The sequence below is a fragment of the Chitinophaga sp. Ak27 genome (assembly GCF_012726295.1).
Classification (GTDB): Bacteria; Bacteroidota; Bacteroidia; order Chitinophagales; family Chitinophagaceae; genus Chitinophaga.
In genome coordinates, this window is the sequence record NZ_JABAOB010000003.1 from 156,034 (window position 1) to 174,528 (window position 18,495).

The window sequence follows — 18,495 nt, forward strand, 5'->3', positions numbered from 1 at the left end:
GATTTTTGTGTTTAGAACTTAACATTTACACCCAGGTTCACGATACGTTGTTGTGGATAAAACTGTCCACTGTTGCTGAAACCTTCCGGATCGTAGTCTTTGACTTTGGTGATGGTGAAAAGGTTAAAGGCATTGGCATATACGCGAAGACCCGCGATCCTGGCGCGTGATAAAACAGCCGACTGGATGGTATAACCCAGGGAGATGTTTTTTAAACGCAGGAAAGAGGCGTTGTTCAGCCAGAAAGTGTTGGGACGGAGGCCGCCATTTACAGAAGAAGAAGCACGTTCATCTACCCGTGGATAAGAACCGTTAGGGTTGGATGGACTCCACCGATTATCGGCCCAGCTGCTGTAGAAATTACCGATGGTACCAGATTCAGGCAGCACATATTGACTTACATGTGTTTGTCCGGCAAACAATACTGACAAGTCAAATCCTTTGTAATCGGCTGCGAGGTTAATACCATAAGTGATTTCAGGAATGTTGCCATACTTGGTTCTTACCATATCATCAGCGGTGATTTGTTTGTCGCCGTTATAATCCTGGTAAATCAGGTCGCCCAGCTTGGCATTCGGTAAATGGGGATATTTGGCCAGGTCGTCTGCTGTTCTGAAAATGCCGATGGTATTATACAGCAGGTAAGTATTCATTGGCCCGCCAGTTTCCCGCTGATAGGGTAAAGTACCTACCGCTTCGTCTTTGAAGATGATCTTATTTTTGGCATAGGTTGCGTTACCGGAAACATTATAATGGAAACCGCTACCGGTAGTATTGTCATACCCCAGGGTAGCTTCAATACCCTGGCTGTTTACCTTACCGATATTTTCTGCCGGCACCAGCGGATTGTTTTTATCAAATGGATTCACAATACCGGAGGTCTGCGTCAGGGAAGTGCGTGGCGTTAATATCTTGGTACGATGCTGCTGGAAATAGATGAATTCCAGGGAGAAGTGATCGAAGATAGTGGCATTCAGCCCCAGGTCCATCTTTTTAGCTACTTCCCAGGTAATATTAGGATTGGCCAGCTTTACCAGGTCTATACCACTTTGAATTTGTCCGTTGATCACATATTGGTTATAGAAAGAGTAGTTATCGAAATATTGGAACAATCCCACATTATCGTTACCCAGCGTACCATAGGAACCGCGGAGTTTCAGGTTATTAATAAATTTCACTGGCTCAAACCAGGATTCTTTGGATACTACCCAACCAGCAGAAACGGAAGGGAAGAAGCCATACTGTTTGCCTTCGGGGAAGGTGGAGGATCCGTCTACACGGGCCTGTACTTCCAACAGGTATTTTTCGAGGTAGTTATATGCAACTCTTCCGAAATAGCTTTTCCTGGTAAAGTTGTAGCTGCTGCCGAAGTTACTCCTGTCGGTAGCGGCAGCACCTCCCTGCGATAATTCCGGTGTGAGCGGGGTAGGAAAGTTGATCCGGCCAGCGCTCAGAGTATCTACCATGTTTTTGCTTTGCTCATAACCAATAAAGGCGTTGAAATCGTGCGCACCAAAACGGCGGGCATAATTCAGTTTAATGTTGGTGGTCAGCAGCGACATATTCCGCTGTTGCTCTACCAGCGATGCTTTACCATTGGACCCCCCTACGATCTTTGGTATATAGGTGTTTGAAGCCGCGTCGAAAGTGTATTCTTTATAAGGTGTAGCGAAGGTTTTGGCAAAATTCCAGGATTTGTCGGCCGACAGGAAACCATCCAACGATAAACCTTCAACTCCCGGAATCGCATAAGATCCTTTCAGAATACCATTAAATACCTGGGTAGGGTTGCGGGAAAGACCACCCATATCTGTTACCTGCATCACCGGGTTATTATTTTCAATACCGGTTGTAGGCAGGCCATTAGGATATCTGTCTAACACGGTAGGGTAAGCCCGGTAAATGCCGCGGAAAATATCTCCTGCAGAAGTAGTAGGATATTGGCGGTCTTCCTGGCGACCGGATAAGTACAGGCTCACTTTCAGGCGTTTGGTAATATCGGCGTCAATATTTGACCGGAAATTATACTGGTTGTATTTGGTGGCGCCGTTTTTATATAATCCATTTTGACCGATCATACCCAGGGAAACATAATACCGTACATTTTCTCCACCGCCATTTACAGAAAGACTGTGTTGGTTCTGGGTTGTAGTTTTTCGCAGAGTCGCCTTTTGCCAGTCGGTATTTGGATAATTTACCGGGTCGGAACCATCTTTGAATTTCTGTAATTGCTCGGCAGTGTAAAACTGGTTCATACCGCCGGCATTGTTATTATAATACTGGATTTCATTCATGATCTGCCCATAGGTATAAGCATCAGCCATTTTAGGCAACCTGGTGGGGGAGGAAAATCCCTGGTTAAAACTATAGTTGATAACTGGCTTCCCGGTTTTACCTCTTTTGGTAGTGATGAGCATTACACCATTGGCCGCCCGGCTACCGTATACGGCGGCAGAGGCATCTTTCAGTACGGAAATGCTTTCGATATCATTAGGATCGAGGCGGTCGAGGCCCCCGATCTGGCCGGGAACGCCATCTACTACGATCAGTACATCGTTATTACCGGTAGTGGCTAACCCACGGATGGTAACAGCAGAACCGTCGTAGCCTGGCTCACCGGAACGGTTGTTCGCAATAACGCCGGAAAAACGGCCGGTCAACGCATTGGATACGTTAGGCTGCGGACTTTGCACAATGTCGGCCCCCTTTACCACGGAAATGGAGCCCGTCAGCGTAGCTTTCTTTTGCGTACCATACCCCACTACCACCACTTCATTCACAGTTTTACTCAGGGCTGTCAGCACAATCCGCAGGGGCACCCCGCCTCTTACGGCTACCCGCTGCTCGGTATATGACATATGGTTAAATAACAGGGTATCTCCAACGGCTGCATTGATGCTGAATTTTCCATCACCGTCGGTCAATGCTCCCCCTGTTTTGTTCTTTACACGGATAGTTACCCCGGGAACAGGGGCATTGTCGGCAGATACGGTACCGGTTACCACAGCCTGTTGCGCCTGTGCCCCTCCGGCAATTAATAATAGCAATAGAAAGAATAAACGGGAAAGAACAGGTTGGCTCCGTAAAGGGACAAATAACTCACGGTCCGTTCCGGATTGAAGTCTTTTCATAACGCAATATTTAAATGAATGATTTGGAATGCTGGCGAATCTGTTTTGGTTGAATGGACTGATTTTCGCTCCCCCAGCCCTCTATGTTATCCGCAATGTACTATGAGGTACACAGATCATAGAGGGGGTAAATCATTTAAAAAGGGGGGTAAAATCGTAAATTATGGACAGGGGGTATTTAATCGTCCCCTATGCTCAAAGTGAATGCTATAGCGGGAAAAAGGGTGTTATACCTCCTCCTGGCTTTCCGTTACATTAAAATCCCTGTTAAAAGAGTGCCGGTATTTTTTTACATAGTCGGAAGGATTCATTCCAAACAGTTTAACAAACTGCTCCCGGAAGTATTTAATGTCTCCGATACCTACCTGCATGGCAGCCTGGGTAATGGTGTAGTTTTCCTTGAGCAGGAAAACAGCCGCTTTCCGGAGCCGGATCGACCGGATGAAGGAATTGATTGTTTGGCCGGAAATGGATTTTACTTTCTTATATAAGCTGGAATGACTCATGCCGATTTCCAGGGTAAACTTTTTAATGGAGAAGGTTTCATCCTCCAGGTTGGCTTCTATAATCTCTATACAGCGTTTAAGGAAATCCTGGTATTCTGCTGGTACCCTGATATTACTGTTTTTGAGCGTAATACGGTCAAAGAAGTATTGCTGTAACAGGTTCCTGTTCTTGATAATGTTATTCACCTTGGCCATTAACAGGTCGTTGTCAAACGGCTTGGTTATATAGTCGTCGGCGCCGCCCTCCAGGCCTTTGAGGCGGGTGTCGGAGGCAGAAGAACCGGTAAGAAGGATTACCGGGATATGGCTGATGGTATCTGTTTGCTTGATCCTGGCACATAACTCTACCCCGTCCATTCCTTCCATCTGGATATCGCTGATCACCAGGTCGGGCATATACTTCTGTACTGCCGAAAAGCCACTGGTACCGTTATCCGCCTCATATACCACAAATTTATCTTTGAATAACTGCTGGAGGTACTGCCTAATCTCGTCATGGTCATCAATCAGCAGGATCGACTTCTTTTCGGTAATGGTAGTGGTGGAAACTTCGGCATCCTGGGCAGTACTGGTATCCGGCGCTTCCAGGGTAGCATTGGAGCTGAGTTCCTCCAGGAAGGCCGATTTATACCCGGTGCTTTCCAATAACAGGGTACCGGCAAAATGAGCGCTTCCTTTTCTCAGGGAAAGCTGGAAGGCAGTACCCTCATTTACCTTGCTCTCATAACTGATGGCTCCATGATGCTTTTCTATAAAGTGTTTTACCAGGTAAAGCCCAATCCCGAAACCAGTTTGTAATGATTCCTTTCGATGCTGCGCCCGCTGGAATTTTTCAAAGATACGGTTGCCCACACTGTCTTCGATGCCACAGCCGCTGTCTTTGATAACAATAGTCACCCTGTCGTCCTCTCCGCTCACTTCAAAAATGATGGTGCCATTATCCGGAGTAAACTTAAATGCATTGGAAAGTAGGTTAAAAATGGAAATTTCCAGCTTTTCGCTGTCTCCATATATTTCTATGGCCGGTGGCTGGGCCTGGAAGGTATATTGAATATTTTTAATTTTTGCCTGTTGTAAAAAGCAAAGATATACCTCATGGCAAAGGGTCACAATGTCCAGTGGCGCCACCTTCAGCTGGTCGCCTTCCTGGTCGGCCTTGCGGAATAGCAGGAGCTGGTCCACCAGGCTTAGCAGCCGCCGGGCATTGCGGTATACGACGCCCAGGTCCGCGTCATTTTTATGCTGCAGCAGTTCCTTCAGCGGATTAATAATGAGGGTGAGCGGTGTCCGGAACTCATGGGAAATGTTGGTGAAAAATGCCAGCTTCTTTTCGTTCAGCTCTTTTTCCTTTTCCTTTTCCAGGTATGCCAGCTTGATTTCATATTTCAGCCGCTCTTCCCGCGCCTTATATTGGATGTACAGGTAAATAGCGGCAAGTGTGGTAGTAATATAGAGCAGGTAGGCCCACCAGGTACGGTACCAGGGGGGCAATACCACCAGGGAAACGGTACGGATTTCCGGGCCCCAGAAGCCGTCGGCATTACTGGCCTTTATTTCAAAAGTGTACTGGCCCTCCTGGAGGTGGGTATAGTTGGCAGTCCGGGTAGCGCCTACATAATTCCAGTTGTTATCCCAGCCCTGTAGCCGGTAAGCATAGCTGATTTTATCCGGTAGGCTGTATTCCAGTGCTACAAAATCGAAGGCGATCGTGGCTTTGTCGTAAGGGACGGTAATTTCACGCACTTCTTCCGCCCGGGTTCTGCCGGATACGTAGTTGTCCAGCGCTGTCACCGGCGTATTGTTGATTTTGATATCGGTCAGCCACACCGGTGGAATGGCCGTTTCGGCATACACGCTATCAGGGTAAAAGATATTGAACCCTTTAATGCCGCCAAAGGCAAACTCCCCTGAGCGTAGCGCCAGTGCCGCATTGAAGCTGAATTGATTACTCTGCAATCCATCGGAGGCAGAGAAGTTGCGAAACGTTTTTCTTACCGGGTCAAATTTTGAAAGCCCATTGAAGGTGCTGATCCAGATATTACCATTGTTGTCTTCCAGCATCCGGAGGATGGAATTACTCGGAAGCCCCTCGGTCATCGTATACCGGGTGTAGGCGCCTGTTTGCCGGTTAAAGCACAGAAGGCCACCCCCATCGGTGCCCACCCAAAAATTGCCGCGTTTATCGTGGTGAATGGAACGAACGGTATAACCAATATCAAAACGCTGGTGTTGCCGGTGAATGGTGTCTATCCTGATAAGAGATGAATAATTTCCTCCCCATAGCTGACCTTCCCGGTCCTCCGCCAGGCACTGCATGTTTACCAGGCTGCTATCGAAAAGTACAAACCGGCTTTCCTGGGGATTAAAACGATACAAGGTGCCGTTGTTGGTAGTGCTAGCCCATAGCTGTTGCCGCCGGTCTTCATATACCAGCCACACATTGTTTTCAGCGGTATGGGTATACGGATTAAAACATATGTAATGTTCAAATTTCCCGCTGGCAGTACGATACCGGTTTACCCCGCCAAACCAGGTAGATATCCACAAGTCGTGGTGAACGTCATGAATGATGGAGGTAATAAAATTGCTGCTGATGCCTTGTGGCTGATGTACATCGTGGCTATAAGAACGAATGGCGCCGGTTTCGCGATTCCAGTATTTTAATCCGCCCCCGTCGGTGCCTATCCAGATATTTTTTGCATCTTCTTCACAAAAGGAAAAGATGAAGTTATCAATAGCCCTGGCATCGGGATTCCTGTTCAACACATTTCGTTCAAACGGGTTACGCCTCGATTCCAGGATATTAATGCCACCGCGTAAGGTGCCTATCCATTTGCGCCCTTCGCGGTCTTCGTAAATGGAATAAACGGAGTTACTACTCAGTTGCGCAGGGCTACCCGGACTGGTAAACGAACGGGCCGGAACATCCGCGCCGGGTATCAGGTAGATGCCATTCCCGTCGGAAGCACACCAGGTGAGTCCCATTCTGTCGGTATATAACTGTACGATCTTACTATTTTCTGGTAAGGCATTGCCCGAAAATTTTCCGGTAGCGGGAATATACCGGAATACGCCGGTATCCGTACCCAACAACAGGTTGCCGGATGGGTCCACATTGAGACAATTAGCCCGGGGGATCTCCCTGGAAATAATATGTAAGGTCTGCTGACTAGCTTCATACCTGCACAGGCCAATATTTTGTACAAATACCCAGGCCGATTTTCCTGTAAAATTTATCCCGGTTACTTCGTAGCTGGTAAGCGTAGTACCTTCGCTGAGCAAAGGTATTTGCCGGCCGTCATAGAGGTTATTGTCAAATACGAGTAAGCCGTTTTTTTCGGTGCCGATTAAGGTCAGCCCGTTTTCGTCCGACTTAATAATATGTATGTTTTCGTTGGCTTTGCGTAGCGCGCGGCTATTTGCCGGCCGGTACACAGGCATGGTGAATTTTTCGGTGGCAGGGTTAAAAACGCTGACGCCCCTCCTGCCGCCCACCCAAAGCTGGTGGTGACTGTCGTCGGCCAGGGTATAAATACCGTTATCGGCCAGGGAGGTGCTATCTCCCACTTTGTTCCGGTAAATTTTAAACCTGTACCCGTCATACCTGTTTAGTCCATCATAAGTGCCAAACCACATAAACCCTTTGTGGTCCTGGTATACAGAAGTGACAGCATTGTTGGATAACCCATCTTCTATACCCAGATACCTGATGGGATAACCGATGGCAAACGTGGTACTGGCGATCACCATCAGCAATAAAATAAAGCAACATTTCCTCACATCACGCATAGGCTTATTTTAACGGCCATAAAGCTATTGAAAAAGACAGGGATTTTTTTGATTTTAACCGCAAAATTTGAATGAAACCAGCTACCCATGCCAGTACAACAAGCCGCGCAACGCGGCGCCCGGCAGTACCAGCATCAGTACCGGCAGCTGATGCTCCAACTATGGGAAGCGTACAACCGCCAGCTGGCGGCTATTGTACAGGTGATCCCGGAAGATGATTTACTGAAATGCTGCAAGTATGCAGATGGTACGGTGTTACCATTACAGTTTTTAATAGAAGACTATGTACATCACTTGGAGCACCATCTGCAACAAATGCTGGGAACTTACTAACTCAGTTCAGCGATAGTAGTATTCATACGTTTTACCCGCGCTGCCCATACTCTCCATAGCAGGTAACCCTGTACGCAAAGAATGCCGGCAATGGCCGCCAATGCAGTATAACGGGCATTGTTCCATTGAATACCTGTGCCCAGGAAAAAGGAAAATATACCTGCCATCGCCAGTATTTTGGAAGAGATGGAGACCACTGCGTATTGCTTTATTTGCAACGATTTCTTCCGCAGGTTATCCAATAAATTTTCCCCCAATACAGGACGTTTAGATAGCGTATAGCCGACGGCGTTATGTATCAAAAGAAGCAGCATCGCCGCTACCAGCAATAAATTCAGGGAAAGTGGCTTTTTGTTGCCATCAAAGAAATCGTAGTATACCAGCAGGAAGGCGCTATAGCTCACTATTTCTATGGTGAGTTGCTTACGGATACTCATGAGCACCGGGGATGTTTTCTTTTCAGCCAGTGCCTGTATTTCCAGGATGTTTTTTTGGGGAGTGGGTGTATTATCCCAGTAAGATTTAATGTGATCCATATGTTTATAAGTTTAAAATGCTTTTGATTTTGTTTTTGATGCGGTTCAGCTTTACACCTACATAGTTCTCTTCTATTCCGATAACACCGGCAATTTCCTGGTAGCTCATATCTTCCAGGTACAGGGCGATAATAGCCTTTTCTGCGTCGCTGAGTTGTTTGAGCGCCGCAAAGAACAATTCCTGTTGTTCGTTATCCCTATGATCAGGCTGGGCTATTTCGGGGAGGGTATCGGTATAGGTAACGGGCAGGCTTTTCTTCCGGAAGCTGGCCAACGCTGTATTCAGGGCAATACGGTATATCCAGGTGCTGATTTTGGCATTGCCCTGAAACGAGGGAAACGATTTCCATAATTGGTAAATCATCTCCTGGAAAAGGTCTTCCCGGTCTTCCGGCGTATCCCGGTACAGGCGGCAAAGCTTATGCAGCATTCCCTGGTGTTGCGTAATAGCGGCAAGAAAGGCCTGTTTATCCATGAAACTGATTTTATGGAATTAGTTGCAGTCCGGGTTAAAAACTTACAGTCTCACCAAATTACTTTATTCACCGTAGCCCAGTTGCGGGTGGTGCAGGGTACTCCCAGCTTTTTCTCCAGCCGGACTACTACATCAAGTGGCTTTGTTTCCAGGTCTTTCCGGATCATAGTATATACTTCGGTGCCCTGCATGTGAAGCGTTTCGGCAGCCGATTGCAGCGAGGCGATGACGGCCGTTGCATGTGGGCCCGCCGGCGCCGACAGGAACGTGATGTATACCTGTACTTTTTTATCGGGCACTATGCCGGGGAAAGGGGTTTGGGCCACTACCGCCTCCAGCTCGGTTACCGACCGTATAACAACCGGCACTTCAAAACCGTAGGTACGAAGCAGTAGTTGCTCCATTTTTTTGGATATGGCAGCTGCCTGGCCGTTGGCGGTAAACATAATATTACCGCTTTGAATATAGGTGCTAACATTTTTATAGCCCGCAGTGGTGAGCTGTTGGCGTAGATCTTCCATTTTAATGATACGCTTGCCTACGTTAACGGCCCTTAAAAATGCGACATACCTGGTCATATGGTTTTCAACTTTACTTTGTAAGTTTGTTGCATCATGCACTATCTACAAATCATTCGTAAGTTATATAACTTACCGGAAGCCGGCAACCACGGTTATCCTGAATCCGCACTGGCAGCCCTGGAAGAACGTTTACAGATCCGTATCCCGGCTACCCTCCGGGAATATTATCTCTCCCTGGGTGCTAACAGGCAAATCAACGATAGCTTTAACCGCCTGACTGCCTTTAACGAAATGGGTTTTTCGGAAGATGACCACCTGGTATTTTATGAAGAAAACCAGGGCGTGGTGCTATGGGGATTGTCTAAAGCGGAACTGGCGGCCGGTAATCCACCGGTATATGGCACGTACGACAGTGCGCGGAAAGACTGGTTCGTGGATTCGGATACGACCGAAAATTTCCTGCTGTCGATGGCCTGGTGGAATGGCGCTTTAGGGGGACTTACCCACACGGCTTTTACCGACCTGGAAGAAGACCTTACCGCGAAGCACCTGGCGGCGGTAACCGGCAACTGGCAGGAGCAGACAGGGATTTCCCACCAGCTGCTGCGCTTCTTCACCAACGATTATGAAGATATTCTTGTATTCACCACTGAACAGGATGGTACGGTAAACGGGATCTACGCAGGTACCAACAATGAACAGCGGTATCATCATATACTGCACACCCTTCACCTGGAATGGTGCTATCGTACCGACCGGGATGGGTAAATAAGGCGGCTATACAGCCATACGGCGCCCACCAGTCCATAGAAAACGCCGCCTAATACAGTGGCCAGGTAATCGAGCCGGTAACAGTAAATATAATGCAGGTGTTCATTGGTCACCAGTACGATGGTGGTCAACAAACCTACTGCTAACCAGAAGCCGGCAATTTGCGGCCAACTGGCGGTATCAGTATACGGTTCCGGTGATATTTTCAGGAAAACGAGCAGCAATATCAGCAAGCCAGCAAAGGAAGTAAGGTATTGCATGCCATACCAGGTTTGGATAGCATGGCCGGCTACGGTAATATTTTGTTGAAGAAAAGGCCACAGCTGCACAAAAAATCCATGTTCATGGGTAAAGGCATCGAGGAAAAAATGAGTCAATACCCCCAGTATAATAGAATAGATCACTACAAAATAATGTTGCCGGAAATAGCGGTGCCAGTTGAACCCCTGGAAGGGCTGCAATCTTCCGCTGACCCATTGAGGCAGGTAAGGCAGTAATACCGGTTTGACTCTGTGATGATACAGGTATGACAGCAGCAGTGCTAACGGTATATCATATACGAAAATTCCCCACCATAGATGTCCCAGGTTAAAATAGGGATTGAGAAAAATAAAATATAAAAAATCCGGTACCATACTGCCGACAATTAAACCGGTAGCAGACAAGTATTTGCGGGGGGCATAGGTAAGTGGGGCTACTATCGCCGCATGTGATATCGTAAAAGGCATCTTTAATGGTAATTGGATATAAATTTAATTAAACTACAATAAATAATCGCCGCATGATAAAGAAATGTTAATGTTACAATTGTCCATCATTTTCTGTAAAATGTCCAACGTTTTCCATGTGATAACACGTATTTTTAGTTAGTCTTTGAAAACATAAAAACAATGTGCTATGACAAAATGGAAAATTGATGAATCACACAGCGAAATAGGATTCAAAGTTAAACACCTCATGATTACAAACGTGAGTGGATATTTTACCCGTTTTACCGGAAACATGCTAACCAACAGTGATGACTTTCACGATGCTACTATTTCTTTCGAAGCGGCGGCAGATAGTATTGACACGCAAAACAGGCAAAGGGACGAGCACCTGAAGAACGGCGATTTCTTTGATGCGGCCAATCATCCAAAGATCAGCTTCGTTTCCAAAAAAGTAAAAAAGGTAGACGACGAGCAATATAAACTGTTGGGTGAGCTCACCATTAAAGGGGAAACCCATCCCATTGAACTGGACGTAGTACATGCAGGAACGACCGTAGATCCGTATGGTCAAACCAAAGCAGGTTTTGCACTCAAAGGCCGCCTTCACCGGGCTGATTATGGCCTTCGTTGGAATGCTACCACTGAAGCCGGCGGTATTGTACTCAGCGATGAAGTGAAGTTGAATATGGAAGTGCAGTTAATTAAGGAAGCATAAAGCGAAAAGCATAAAGCAAAAAGCTATTATGGAGATTGATAAAAGCGATTTTTACATATTCGCTAAGCGCAATCTCCATAATAGCTTTTTGCTTTATGCTTTCCGCTTTTAGCTCTTTTCTTTATCCTATCTTTGTACCCATGAAATTTGAACAATACAATATCTCTGCTGAAATAAAGGACAGTCTGAAGGAAATGGGCTTTAAAAAGCCTACAGATATACAGTTTAAGGCCATTCCCTCTATTCTGAACGGGGATGATGTGATGGCGATTGCCCAAACCGGCACCGGTAAAACGGCTGCTTTTGCCATTCCTATCCTGCATCGGCTCCAACAGCAGGACCGGCGTCACCGCAAAGTTCCTTACGAGGTAAAATGCCTGGTAATGGTGCCTACCCGTGAGCTGGCTATCCAGATTGCAGAGGTGTTCCAGGGTATTGCGCAGTATACCGACCTCCGTATCCTGGCGCTGGTAGGAGGCGTAGACCAGGGGCCCCAGATAAAAATGTTGGAAAAAGGCGTAGATGTACTCATTGCTACCCCCGGCCGTATGTTTGACCAGATTAACCAGGGGCATATAGACCTGAGCCACACCCAAACACTGGTACTCGACGAAGCCGACCACATGCTCGATCTGGGCTTTATCCGGGATATCCGCGATGTGATTAAACATATTCCCCGCGAACACCAAACCCTTTTCTTTTCGGCTACCCTCAATAAGGATATCAAGGACCTGGCTTATTCTGTAGTGAATAATCCCATCCGCATACAGATATCTCCCAAAGACCCGGTATCCAAAAATGTAAGTCACGCGGTGGCCTACGTAGAAATGGACGATAAACGCTTCTTCCTGGAAAGATTGATCAAAGAATTCCCGGAAAGCAAGATCCTCGTATTTGTGCGTACCAAAGTACGGGCAGAACGCGTAATGGCGGCCATGGCCCGTATTGGTATCAAATCCATTACCATGCATGGCGGCAAGGAACAGGGCGATCGCCTCGACGTAATGGCAGCCTTCAAATCCGGCGATGTCAAGGTATTGATTACCACAGATGTAAATGCAAGAGGTATCGATATTCCCAACGTAGACTATGTGGTGAATTACGATCTGCCCGACGTGGCGGAGAACTATGTGCACCGTGTAGGCCGTACGGGGCGTGGTGTACAGAAAGGACAGGCCGTGTCTTTCTGTAGTACAGAAGAAAAACCTATGCTGGAAACCATCCAGAAATTTTTAGGAAAGAATATTACGGAAATGACCATCAACAAAGATGATTACCGTGAAACGATCAGCTTCTCCGAAGATATTCCCAACGATAACTGGCAACTGTTGCTCGATCAGCATAACAAGGAAATGGATGAATTACAGAAGAAAGTGAAAAAACGTGCTGCGGCTACAGCGAAGAAGAAGGCGAAGAAGAAATAGTTTATTCGGAGATAAAGAAGAGAGGATGCCACACATCCTCTTTTGTTATGCCATAGCTAACGGAGATATTATATCCACGACATAATATAACAACAATGCCGGCATTGCGCCGGCATCATTCCCTAATTATTTACAATCTCTTTTATTGCTTTACCGCTTCTACATTCACAGTAATGTCAACAGTAGGTGCTACTGCATATACACCGGAAGGTAATTTATCCGCATACTTTACACCAAAATCCAAACGGTTGATGGTAGTTTTAGCGGTGAAGCCAGCTCTTCTTAAGCCCCATGGATCTTTGATTACACCATTGTAGGTAACGTCAAAGGTTACACGTTTTGTAGTATTGCGAATGGTCAGATCAGCGAGGAGTAAGTATTTGTTGCCAGCTACTTTTTTCAGGGATACACTTTTTAAAGTGATGGCTGGATATTCGGCTACGTTAAAGAAGTCGTCTGTTTTCAGGTGACCATCACGTTGATCTACGCCAGTGGAAATGCTGCCGGCATCTACGGTGAAATCTACTTTTGCGTTCTGGAAGTTAGTGCTGTCGGTAGTTTCAATGGTACCATTGAATTTGTTGAAATGACCTTGCACATAGCTCAGTCCTAAGTGTTTTACACCAAAGATGATGCTGGTGTGTGCCGGATCGGCGTTCCATTTTACCTGAGCAAAAGAGGCGATACTGGCCAATACCAGGAGGGCCGTGAAAAAGAAACCTTTCTTCATGATTTGTTTGTTTTAAAGAATATTATAATGATGTTTTATTTTGAAAGCTGACGGTCTGCTGACCAGCGTCCGGCGCCTTTAATGATTAAGGCCAGGTTGATGCCGATGACCAGTAAGTGGTATTCAAATCCTTCACCTGCCTGTGTACCAGCCCAGTTCATAAAGAACCCGTTGGCGTGATGTACAGAAATGGCAACCAGCATAATAACGGTTAGCATAGCTGCCCATAGGCGGGTGGTGAAACCCAGCAATATCAGCAAGGCGCCAATGCTCTCTGTGAAGATCACCAGGAAGGCCAGGATGGAAGGCGTACCGGAAGAGGTGAAATAGTTCATGGTAGCTTTAAATCCATAACCTCCAAACATACCAAGCAACTTCTGGGCGCCGTGTGGTAATATTACCAGCGCTACGGTAATGCGTATAATAAAAGATACAATGTTGTCGTCTGTTTGCAATAATCGTTTGAACATAAATGTAGGTTTTAAATTATCGTTGATACTTTTATTGTATATACAACTGTTAGGGCAAAAAAAATCAACTTCTCAGTTTATCCAATAATTCATTGAGGAGAATGGCTTCTTCTTTCGTGATTTTCTTTGTCAGCTCTTTGTGACTCTTGTCCATCAAAGGGTCTAGCTCTTTTAATAAGTTCAGGCCCTTTTCTGTCACCTCAATTTCTACTTTCCGGCGATTGCTATCGCACTGCTTGCGAGTCAGCAGGCCTTTCTGACGCAACTTCTCTACCAATCTTGTCGCATTGCTCATCCGGTCCATCATACGCTCCTGTATGTCCAGCAAATTCAATGGCCTGGGATAGCTGCCACGAAGGATTCTTAATACATTAAACTGCTGAGGGGATAAGTCAAACTGCTTCAATATATGAGATGTCGCCACTTCCAGCCAGCTACCCGTGAATATGATATTCAGCATAGCATGTTGGTATTCATCCTTGAATTTTGTTTGTTTCAGTTCTTCCTCCAGTTTCATAATTACATTTACAACTGTTGTTTATACAACAAAGGTAGGTGTATTTTTTATTTCTCCAAATTTTTTAACAGCGTATTCTATAAAATAAGAAGGAAGACCTTAGGTCTTCCTTCTTATTTTAGCTGTTCAAACCGCCGTCTATCGTGAGTGCAGATCCATTAATATAACTGCTTTCCGGGCCGGCCAGGAAGCTCACCAGGTCAGCCACATCTTCTGCCTTCCCATAATGCCCCAATGCAATGTGCTGGCGCTGGAAATCGGCATGCGGACCGTCTGCCGGATTCATATCGGTATCTACCGGACCCGGCTGTACCAGGTTGGTCGTAATACCACGGGTGCCCAGGTCGCGGGCCAGCCCCTTATTGAAGGAGATTAATGCCGATTTACTCATACTATACAGCGTACCATGCGGACCTACTACCCGGTCTGCCATACAGCTGCCAATGGTAATGATCCGGCCACCCGTACTCATGTGCGGTAACGCGGCCTGGGTACCTACAAATACAGCACGGGTATTCACTCCCATTACATGTTCATAATCTTCGAGGGTGTATTCAGTAAATGCTTTCATAACCGCAGTACCGGCGTTATTAACAAGTATATCAATACGGCCATGTTGCGCAACGGTTTCATTCACCGACGCAATCACTGCCGCGGGGTCAGCGCTGTCGGCCGCCAGGGTGCTTACTTTTTCTCCTTTGGCCGTTAGCTCCGCTACCAGCGCGGCAGCTGCCGCTGCTCCCTTTACATAGGTAAAAACAACTGTGGCGCCTTCTGCTGATAAGCGCTTTACAATGGCGGCACCCATACCACGACTTCCTCCTGTAACCAGGGCTATTTTATTTTCCAGACGTTTCATAAAAAATATTTTATGACAGCAAAGCTAGCCTGGTCGCCGGTTGTAAAGAAGAGGAGTGTTAATTGTTAACTACTAACCTCTATGTTAGTTTTGTGTCTGCAGGTATCTTTCCCGGAGTATTTGCAGGTGATGCAGCTGGTGCCCAACGGTAGTAAATCCCAATGCGAGTACCGACATCTCTGTTTTCCAACTCATACCGGTTTGCTGCAGCACCTCATCGGAAAAGCTCTTGAACAGCGCGATGCTGGCCATGCGCACGGCCTTTAACTCCTCCAGTACCTCTGCAACACTGCGATGGTGGGTGGCTGCATGGGCAGCATATTCATCCTGGTCCATGCTGGGGGGGACCTGCTTGTCGCCCCGAGCAAACATCAGGGCCCGGAAAGTAAACACCCGTTCTGTATCAGTAATATGTTGCAACACTTCTTTTACAGTCCATTTGCCCGGTTCATAGGCATAGTTGCCCAGAGGTTCCAGCTGAGCTGCATCGAGAGTGGCTAGGTCTTTAAATGCCTGGTCCAGTGCGGTGTTAAGATCTGTGTCCGGCACCAGGGAAATATACCGGGTATAATAACCAGGATCAGGAGAGATGGCATCTTTTTTCATCGGTGGTATTTTATTAAGTCAAGATACAAACAATTTTTACAGCCACCCGTCGCATCGGATAGTTATATAATGTTATTATTATATTTAATATATTTGTGTATAACATATCCTGACTACCGATCACCTACAAGTACCCTGCTATGAAATATTTGCTATTATGGGCATTAATAGGGCTTTCCGTTACTGCGTACGCACAAACGCCGGAAGCAACCAATACTATGCCCAGGCAATGGGATGCCAGCTGGATTAGTCCTGTTACCAACACCCCCTACGCCTACGGCGTTTATCTTTTCCGTAAACAGTTTTCACTGCTGAATTACTCAGGGCCTTTTATTATTCATTTGTCGGCCGACAACTACTACCGCCTGTATGTAAACGGGCGTTTCGCCGGCATGGGACCTGCCCGGTCCGACCCGGCCAACTGGTACTATGAAACGATGGATATCAGCCCTTACCTGAAATATGGTGATAACAGCCTGGCGATAGAAGTCATCAACTACGGTCCTGGCAGGCCGCAGGGACAATTTACGAAGGGTACTGCCCTGTTGGTGCAGGGACATCGTTCCCGGGAGGCCGCCATTATCAACACCGGCAGTACGCCATGGAGGGTAACGGAAGATGAAGCCTTTAACTTGCTGCCGGTAAAGCCTGGTGCCCGCTTCTATGGCGCGTTTCCGGGCGACAGTGTCGTAGCGCAATACCATCCCTGGGGATGGGAGCAAACAGCGTATAAAGATAGTAGCTGGGAGAAAGCGATAACCGTGGCCCCCCCGGTGCTGCAAGGCAGCAGCGCAGGAAATGGGCGCCTCCTTGCTCCCCGGCCCTTCGGGCCACTCTTACAGGAGCGGCAAAATTTTTCCCGGCTGGCATCCCAGCAAGGAGCAGCCGCTGATACCAACTTTTTAAAGGGCGCCGGTGCACTAACAATACCGGCTAAACGAAAAGTGTCTTTACTCCTCGATGCAGGGCAGCCTACCACTGGTTTCCCGGAAATGCTAATCAGCGGCGGATTGGATGCTGCTATCCATATAACCTATAAAGCAATAGCAGATGGCAATGCAACGGTAAAGGATATCGTTCGTCCTGATGGCGGAAACCGCCGCAGGGTCAGCGCTTCCGGATACCGCAGCTTTCGCTATGTACAGCTGGATATTGAAACAGGCAAAGCGCCGCTTATCCTGCACGATTACTTTAACGTATATACGCAGTATGGCTTGTCCGATAAATCTGCGTTTGCTGCCAATGCCAGGGCAGACTCGTTGTGGAATAACAGTAAGCGTATAACATTGCTGGGTGCGCAGGACAACCTCTATAACGATCCCTTCCAGGAACAATTACAGTATATCCAGGACGCACAAATACAGGGACTGGCACTGGCATTTTTTTCGGGAGATCATCAGCTGTGGAGAAATGCTTTGCTGCAAACAGACCAGTCGCGCGTTCCGGAGGGCCTGGTGCGTGCCCGGTACCCGTCAGACGACCGCCAGGTAACGGTAACGGCTGCACTGTCCTGGGTAGGTGCTGTACAAGACTATCTTTTATATAAATCAGATAAGGCGCTGGCCAGGCAGGTATATCCGGGTATTAAGAGCATCCTCGACTGGGTAGACCGTTATCCCGACGCCAGCACTGGCCTGCCGGGCTATATGCCTTATAAAGACAGCCTGCCGCTTTGTCCGCTAACAGCCCAATACCTGTACGCGTTAAGGCAGGCGGCCCTTATTGCCGGCTACTGCGATAAGCCAGGCGACTCCCTGTCCTGGTCCCGCAATGCCGACAAGCTCCGGGAAGTATTATACCAGCAATGCTATGATGCGGACAAAGGATGGTATGCAGAAACGCCAGGGGGGAAAAGCTATTCCCGCTACACCAATGCCATGCTGGTGCTGGCGCAGGCGGTACCGCCAAGGCAGGTAAAGAGTATTATGCAACGTTTACTGAAAGAAGCATCGTCGCCACAGGAATCCTGGCGGGAGAAATACTATATTTTCAAAGCTATGCAGGAAACAGGTGTTACCGCTACTTTCCCGGCAGAACTGCAGGCGTTGCCGCCGCTACAGGAACAACAATACCAGTCAGCCTGTGCCGTCAGCAATATTTTCCTGCTGGGTATTATGGCGGGTATACAGTCAACCAGCTATGGTTTTAAAACGGTACTAATAGCGCCAGATCCGGGCGAGGCGCCCCATGTAAAGGCTGCCATGGCGCATCCGGATGGCGGCCTGCTGGAAGTAGACCTGGCATTTAAAAATAATCGTGTAACCGGCAACGTTAAATTGCCTTTCGGGATTACAGGAAAGTTCCGCTGGAGAAACAAGGAAATTACCCTGCATGGCGGGCCCCAGGAGATCAGCCTGTAACAGGAGGCGTATAAAAACAGGAGGACGGTGGATAGCTCCACC

The 18,495-nt window shown here is 47.3% G+C and carries 16 protein-coding genes; 5 read left to right on the top strand and 11 right to left on the bottom strand.

What is annotated here, in order from left to right; all coding sequences use genetic code 11:
- Positions 1-11: 11 nt before the first annotated feature.
- On the bottom strand, positions 12-3,131 hold the full coding sequence (locus HGH90_RS12125) for a SusC/RagA family TonB-linked outer membrane protein (RefSeq protein WP_169191201.1): 3,120 nt from the start codon (positions 3,129-3,131) through the stop codon (positions 12-14).
- A 227-nt stretch (positions 3,132-3,358) separates the two neighbouring features.
- A complete protein-coding gene (locus tag HGH90_RS12130) occupies positions 3,359-7,426 on the bottom strand; it encodes a two-component regulator propeller domain-containing protein (protein ID WP_169191202.1) in 4,068 nt (1,355 codons plus the stop codon).
- An 87-nt stretch (positions 7,427-7,513) separates the two neighbouring features.
- Between HGH90_RS12130 and HGH90_RS12135 the strand changes: the two genes are divergently transcribed.
- Entirely contained in the window at positions 7,514-7,759 is a 246-nt protein-coding gene (locus HGH90_RS12135; protein WP_168766845.1) for a DinB family protein, read from the top strand.
- Here HGH90_RS12135 and HGH90_RS12140 read toward each other — a convergent pair.
- Genes HGH90_RS12140 through HGH90_RS12150 form a run of 3 tightly spaced genes read right to left on the bottom strand, consistent with a single transcriptional unit; the run spans position 7,756 to position 9,348 of the window.
- On the bottom strand, positions 7,756-8,295 hold the full coding sequence (locus HGH90_RS12140) for a hypothetical protein (protein ID WP_168766846.1): 540 nt from the start codon (positions 8,293-8,295) through the stop codon (positions 7,756-7,758). The genes HGH90_RS12135 and HGH90_RS12140 overlap by 4 nt on opposite strands.
- 4 nt (positions 8,296-8,299) lie before the next feature.
- Positions 8,300-8,770 (bottom strand): RNA polymerase sigma factor, encoded by a 471-nt coding sequence (locus tag HGH90_RS12145; protein ID WP_168766847.1) that lies wholly within the window; start codon positions 8,768-8,770, stop codon positions 8,300-8,302.
- A 50-nt stretch (positions 8,771-8,820) separates the two neighbouring features.
- Complete coding sequence (locus tag HGH90_RS12150) at positions 8,821-9,348, bottom strand: DUF1697 domain-containing protein (RefSeq protein ID WP_168766848.1); 528 nt, start codon at positions 9,346-9,348, stop codon at positions 8,821-8,823.
- A 36-nt stretch (positions 9,349-9,384) separates the two neighbouring features.
- Here HGH90_RS12150 and HGH90_RS12155 point away from each other — a divergent pair, with 36 nt between their 5' ends.
- Complete coding sequence (locus tag HGH90_RS12155; protein WP_168766849.1) at positions 9,385-10,059, top strand: hypothetical protein; 675 nt, start codon at positions 9,385-9,387, stop codon at positions 10,057-10,059.
- Here HGH90_RS12155 and HGH90_RS12160 read toward each other — a convergent pair.
- Positions 10,035-10,790, bottom strand: coding sequence for a DUF4184 family protein (locus tag HGH90_RS12160; protein WP_168766850.1), 756 nt, complete (start codon positions 10,788-10,790; stop codon positions 10,035-10,037). The two genes, HGH90_RS12155 and HGH90_RS12160, sit on opposite strands and share 25 nt — an antisense overlap.
- Before the next feature lie 169 nt (positions 10,791-10,959).
- Here HGH90_RS12160 and HGH90_RS12165 point away from each other — a divergent pair, with 169 nt between their 5' ends.
- Together HGH90_RS12165 and HGH90_RS12170 are read left to right on the top strand one after the other, a co-directional pair.
- The gene (locus HGH90_RS12165; protein ID WP_145663867.1) at positions 10,960-11,487 is read left to right on the top strand and encodes a YceI family protein; all 528 of its coding nucleotides are present in this window, start codon (positions 10,960-10,962) and stop codon (positions 11,485-11,487) included.
- A gap of 140 nt (positions 11,488-11,627) precedes the next feature.
- Complete coding sequence (locus HGH90_RS12170) at positions 11,628-12,911, top strand: DEAD/DEAH box helicase (protein ID WP_168766851.1); 1,284 nt, start codon at positions 11,628-11,630, stop codon at positions 12,909-12,911.
- 142 nt (positions 12,912-13,053) lie between these two features.
- Here HGH90_RS12170 and HGH90_RS12175 read toward each other — a convergent pair whose 3' ends face one another.
- The 5 genes from HGH90_RS12175 to HGH90_RS12195 all read right to left on the bottom strand — a co-directional run bounded on the left by HGH90_RS12175 (position 13,054) and on the right by HGH90_RS12195 (position 16,093).
- Positions 13,054-13,641, bottom strand: a complete 588-nt coding sequence (locus HGH90_RS12175; protein ID WP_168766852.1) for a YceI family protein — start codon at positions 13,639-13,641, stop codon at positions 13,054-13,056.
- 35 nt (positions 13,642-13,676) lie between these two features.
- Positions 13,677-14,111: a DoxX family protein gene (locus tag HGH90_RS12180; protein WP_168766853.1), complete on the bottom strand. Its 435-nt coding sequence runs from the start codon at positions 14,109-14,111 to the stop codon at positions 13,677-13,679.
- A 64-nt stretch (positions 14,112-14,175) separates the two neighbouring features.
- A complete protein-coding gene (locus HGH90_RS12185) occupies positions 14,176-14,628 on the bottom strand; it encodes a MarR family winged helix-turn-helix transcriptional regulator (RefSeq protein WP_168766854.1) in 453 nt (150 codons plus the stop codon).
- 118 nt (positions 14,629-14,746) lie between these two features.
- On the bottom strand, positions 14,747-15,487 hold the full coding sequence (locus tag HGH90_RS12190; protein ID WP_168761708.1) for an SDR family NAD(P)-dependent oxidoreductase: 741 nt from the start codon (positions 15,485-15,487) through the stop codon (positions 14,747-14,749).
- A gap of 84 nt (positions 15,488-15,571) precedes the next feature.
- Positions 15,572-16,093: a DinB family protein gene (locus HGH90_RS12195; protein ID WP_169191203.1), complete on the bottom strand. Its 522-nt coding sequence runs from the start codon at positions 16,091-16,093 to the stop codon at positions 15,572-15,574.
- A gap of 140 nt (positions 16,094-16,233) precedes the next feature.
- Here HGH90_RS12195 and HGH90_RS12200 point away from each other — a divergent pair, with 140 nt between their 5' ends.
- Positions 16,234-18,453, top strand: coding sequence for a hypothetical protein (locus HGH90_RS12200; RefSeq protein WP_169191204.1), 2,220 nt, complete (start codon positions 16,234-16,236; stop codon positions 18,451-18,453).
- Positions 18,454-18,495: the final 42 nt, after the last annotated feature.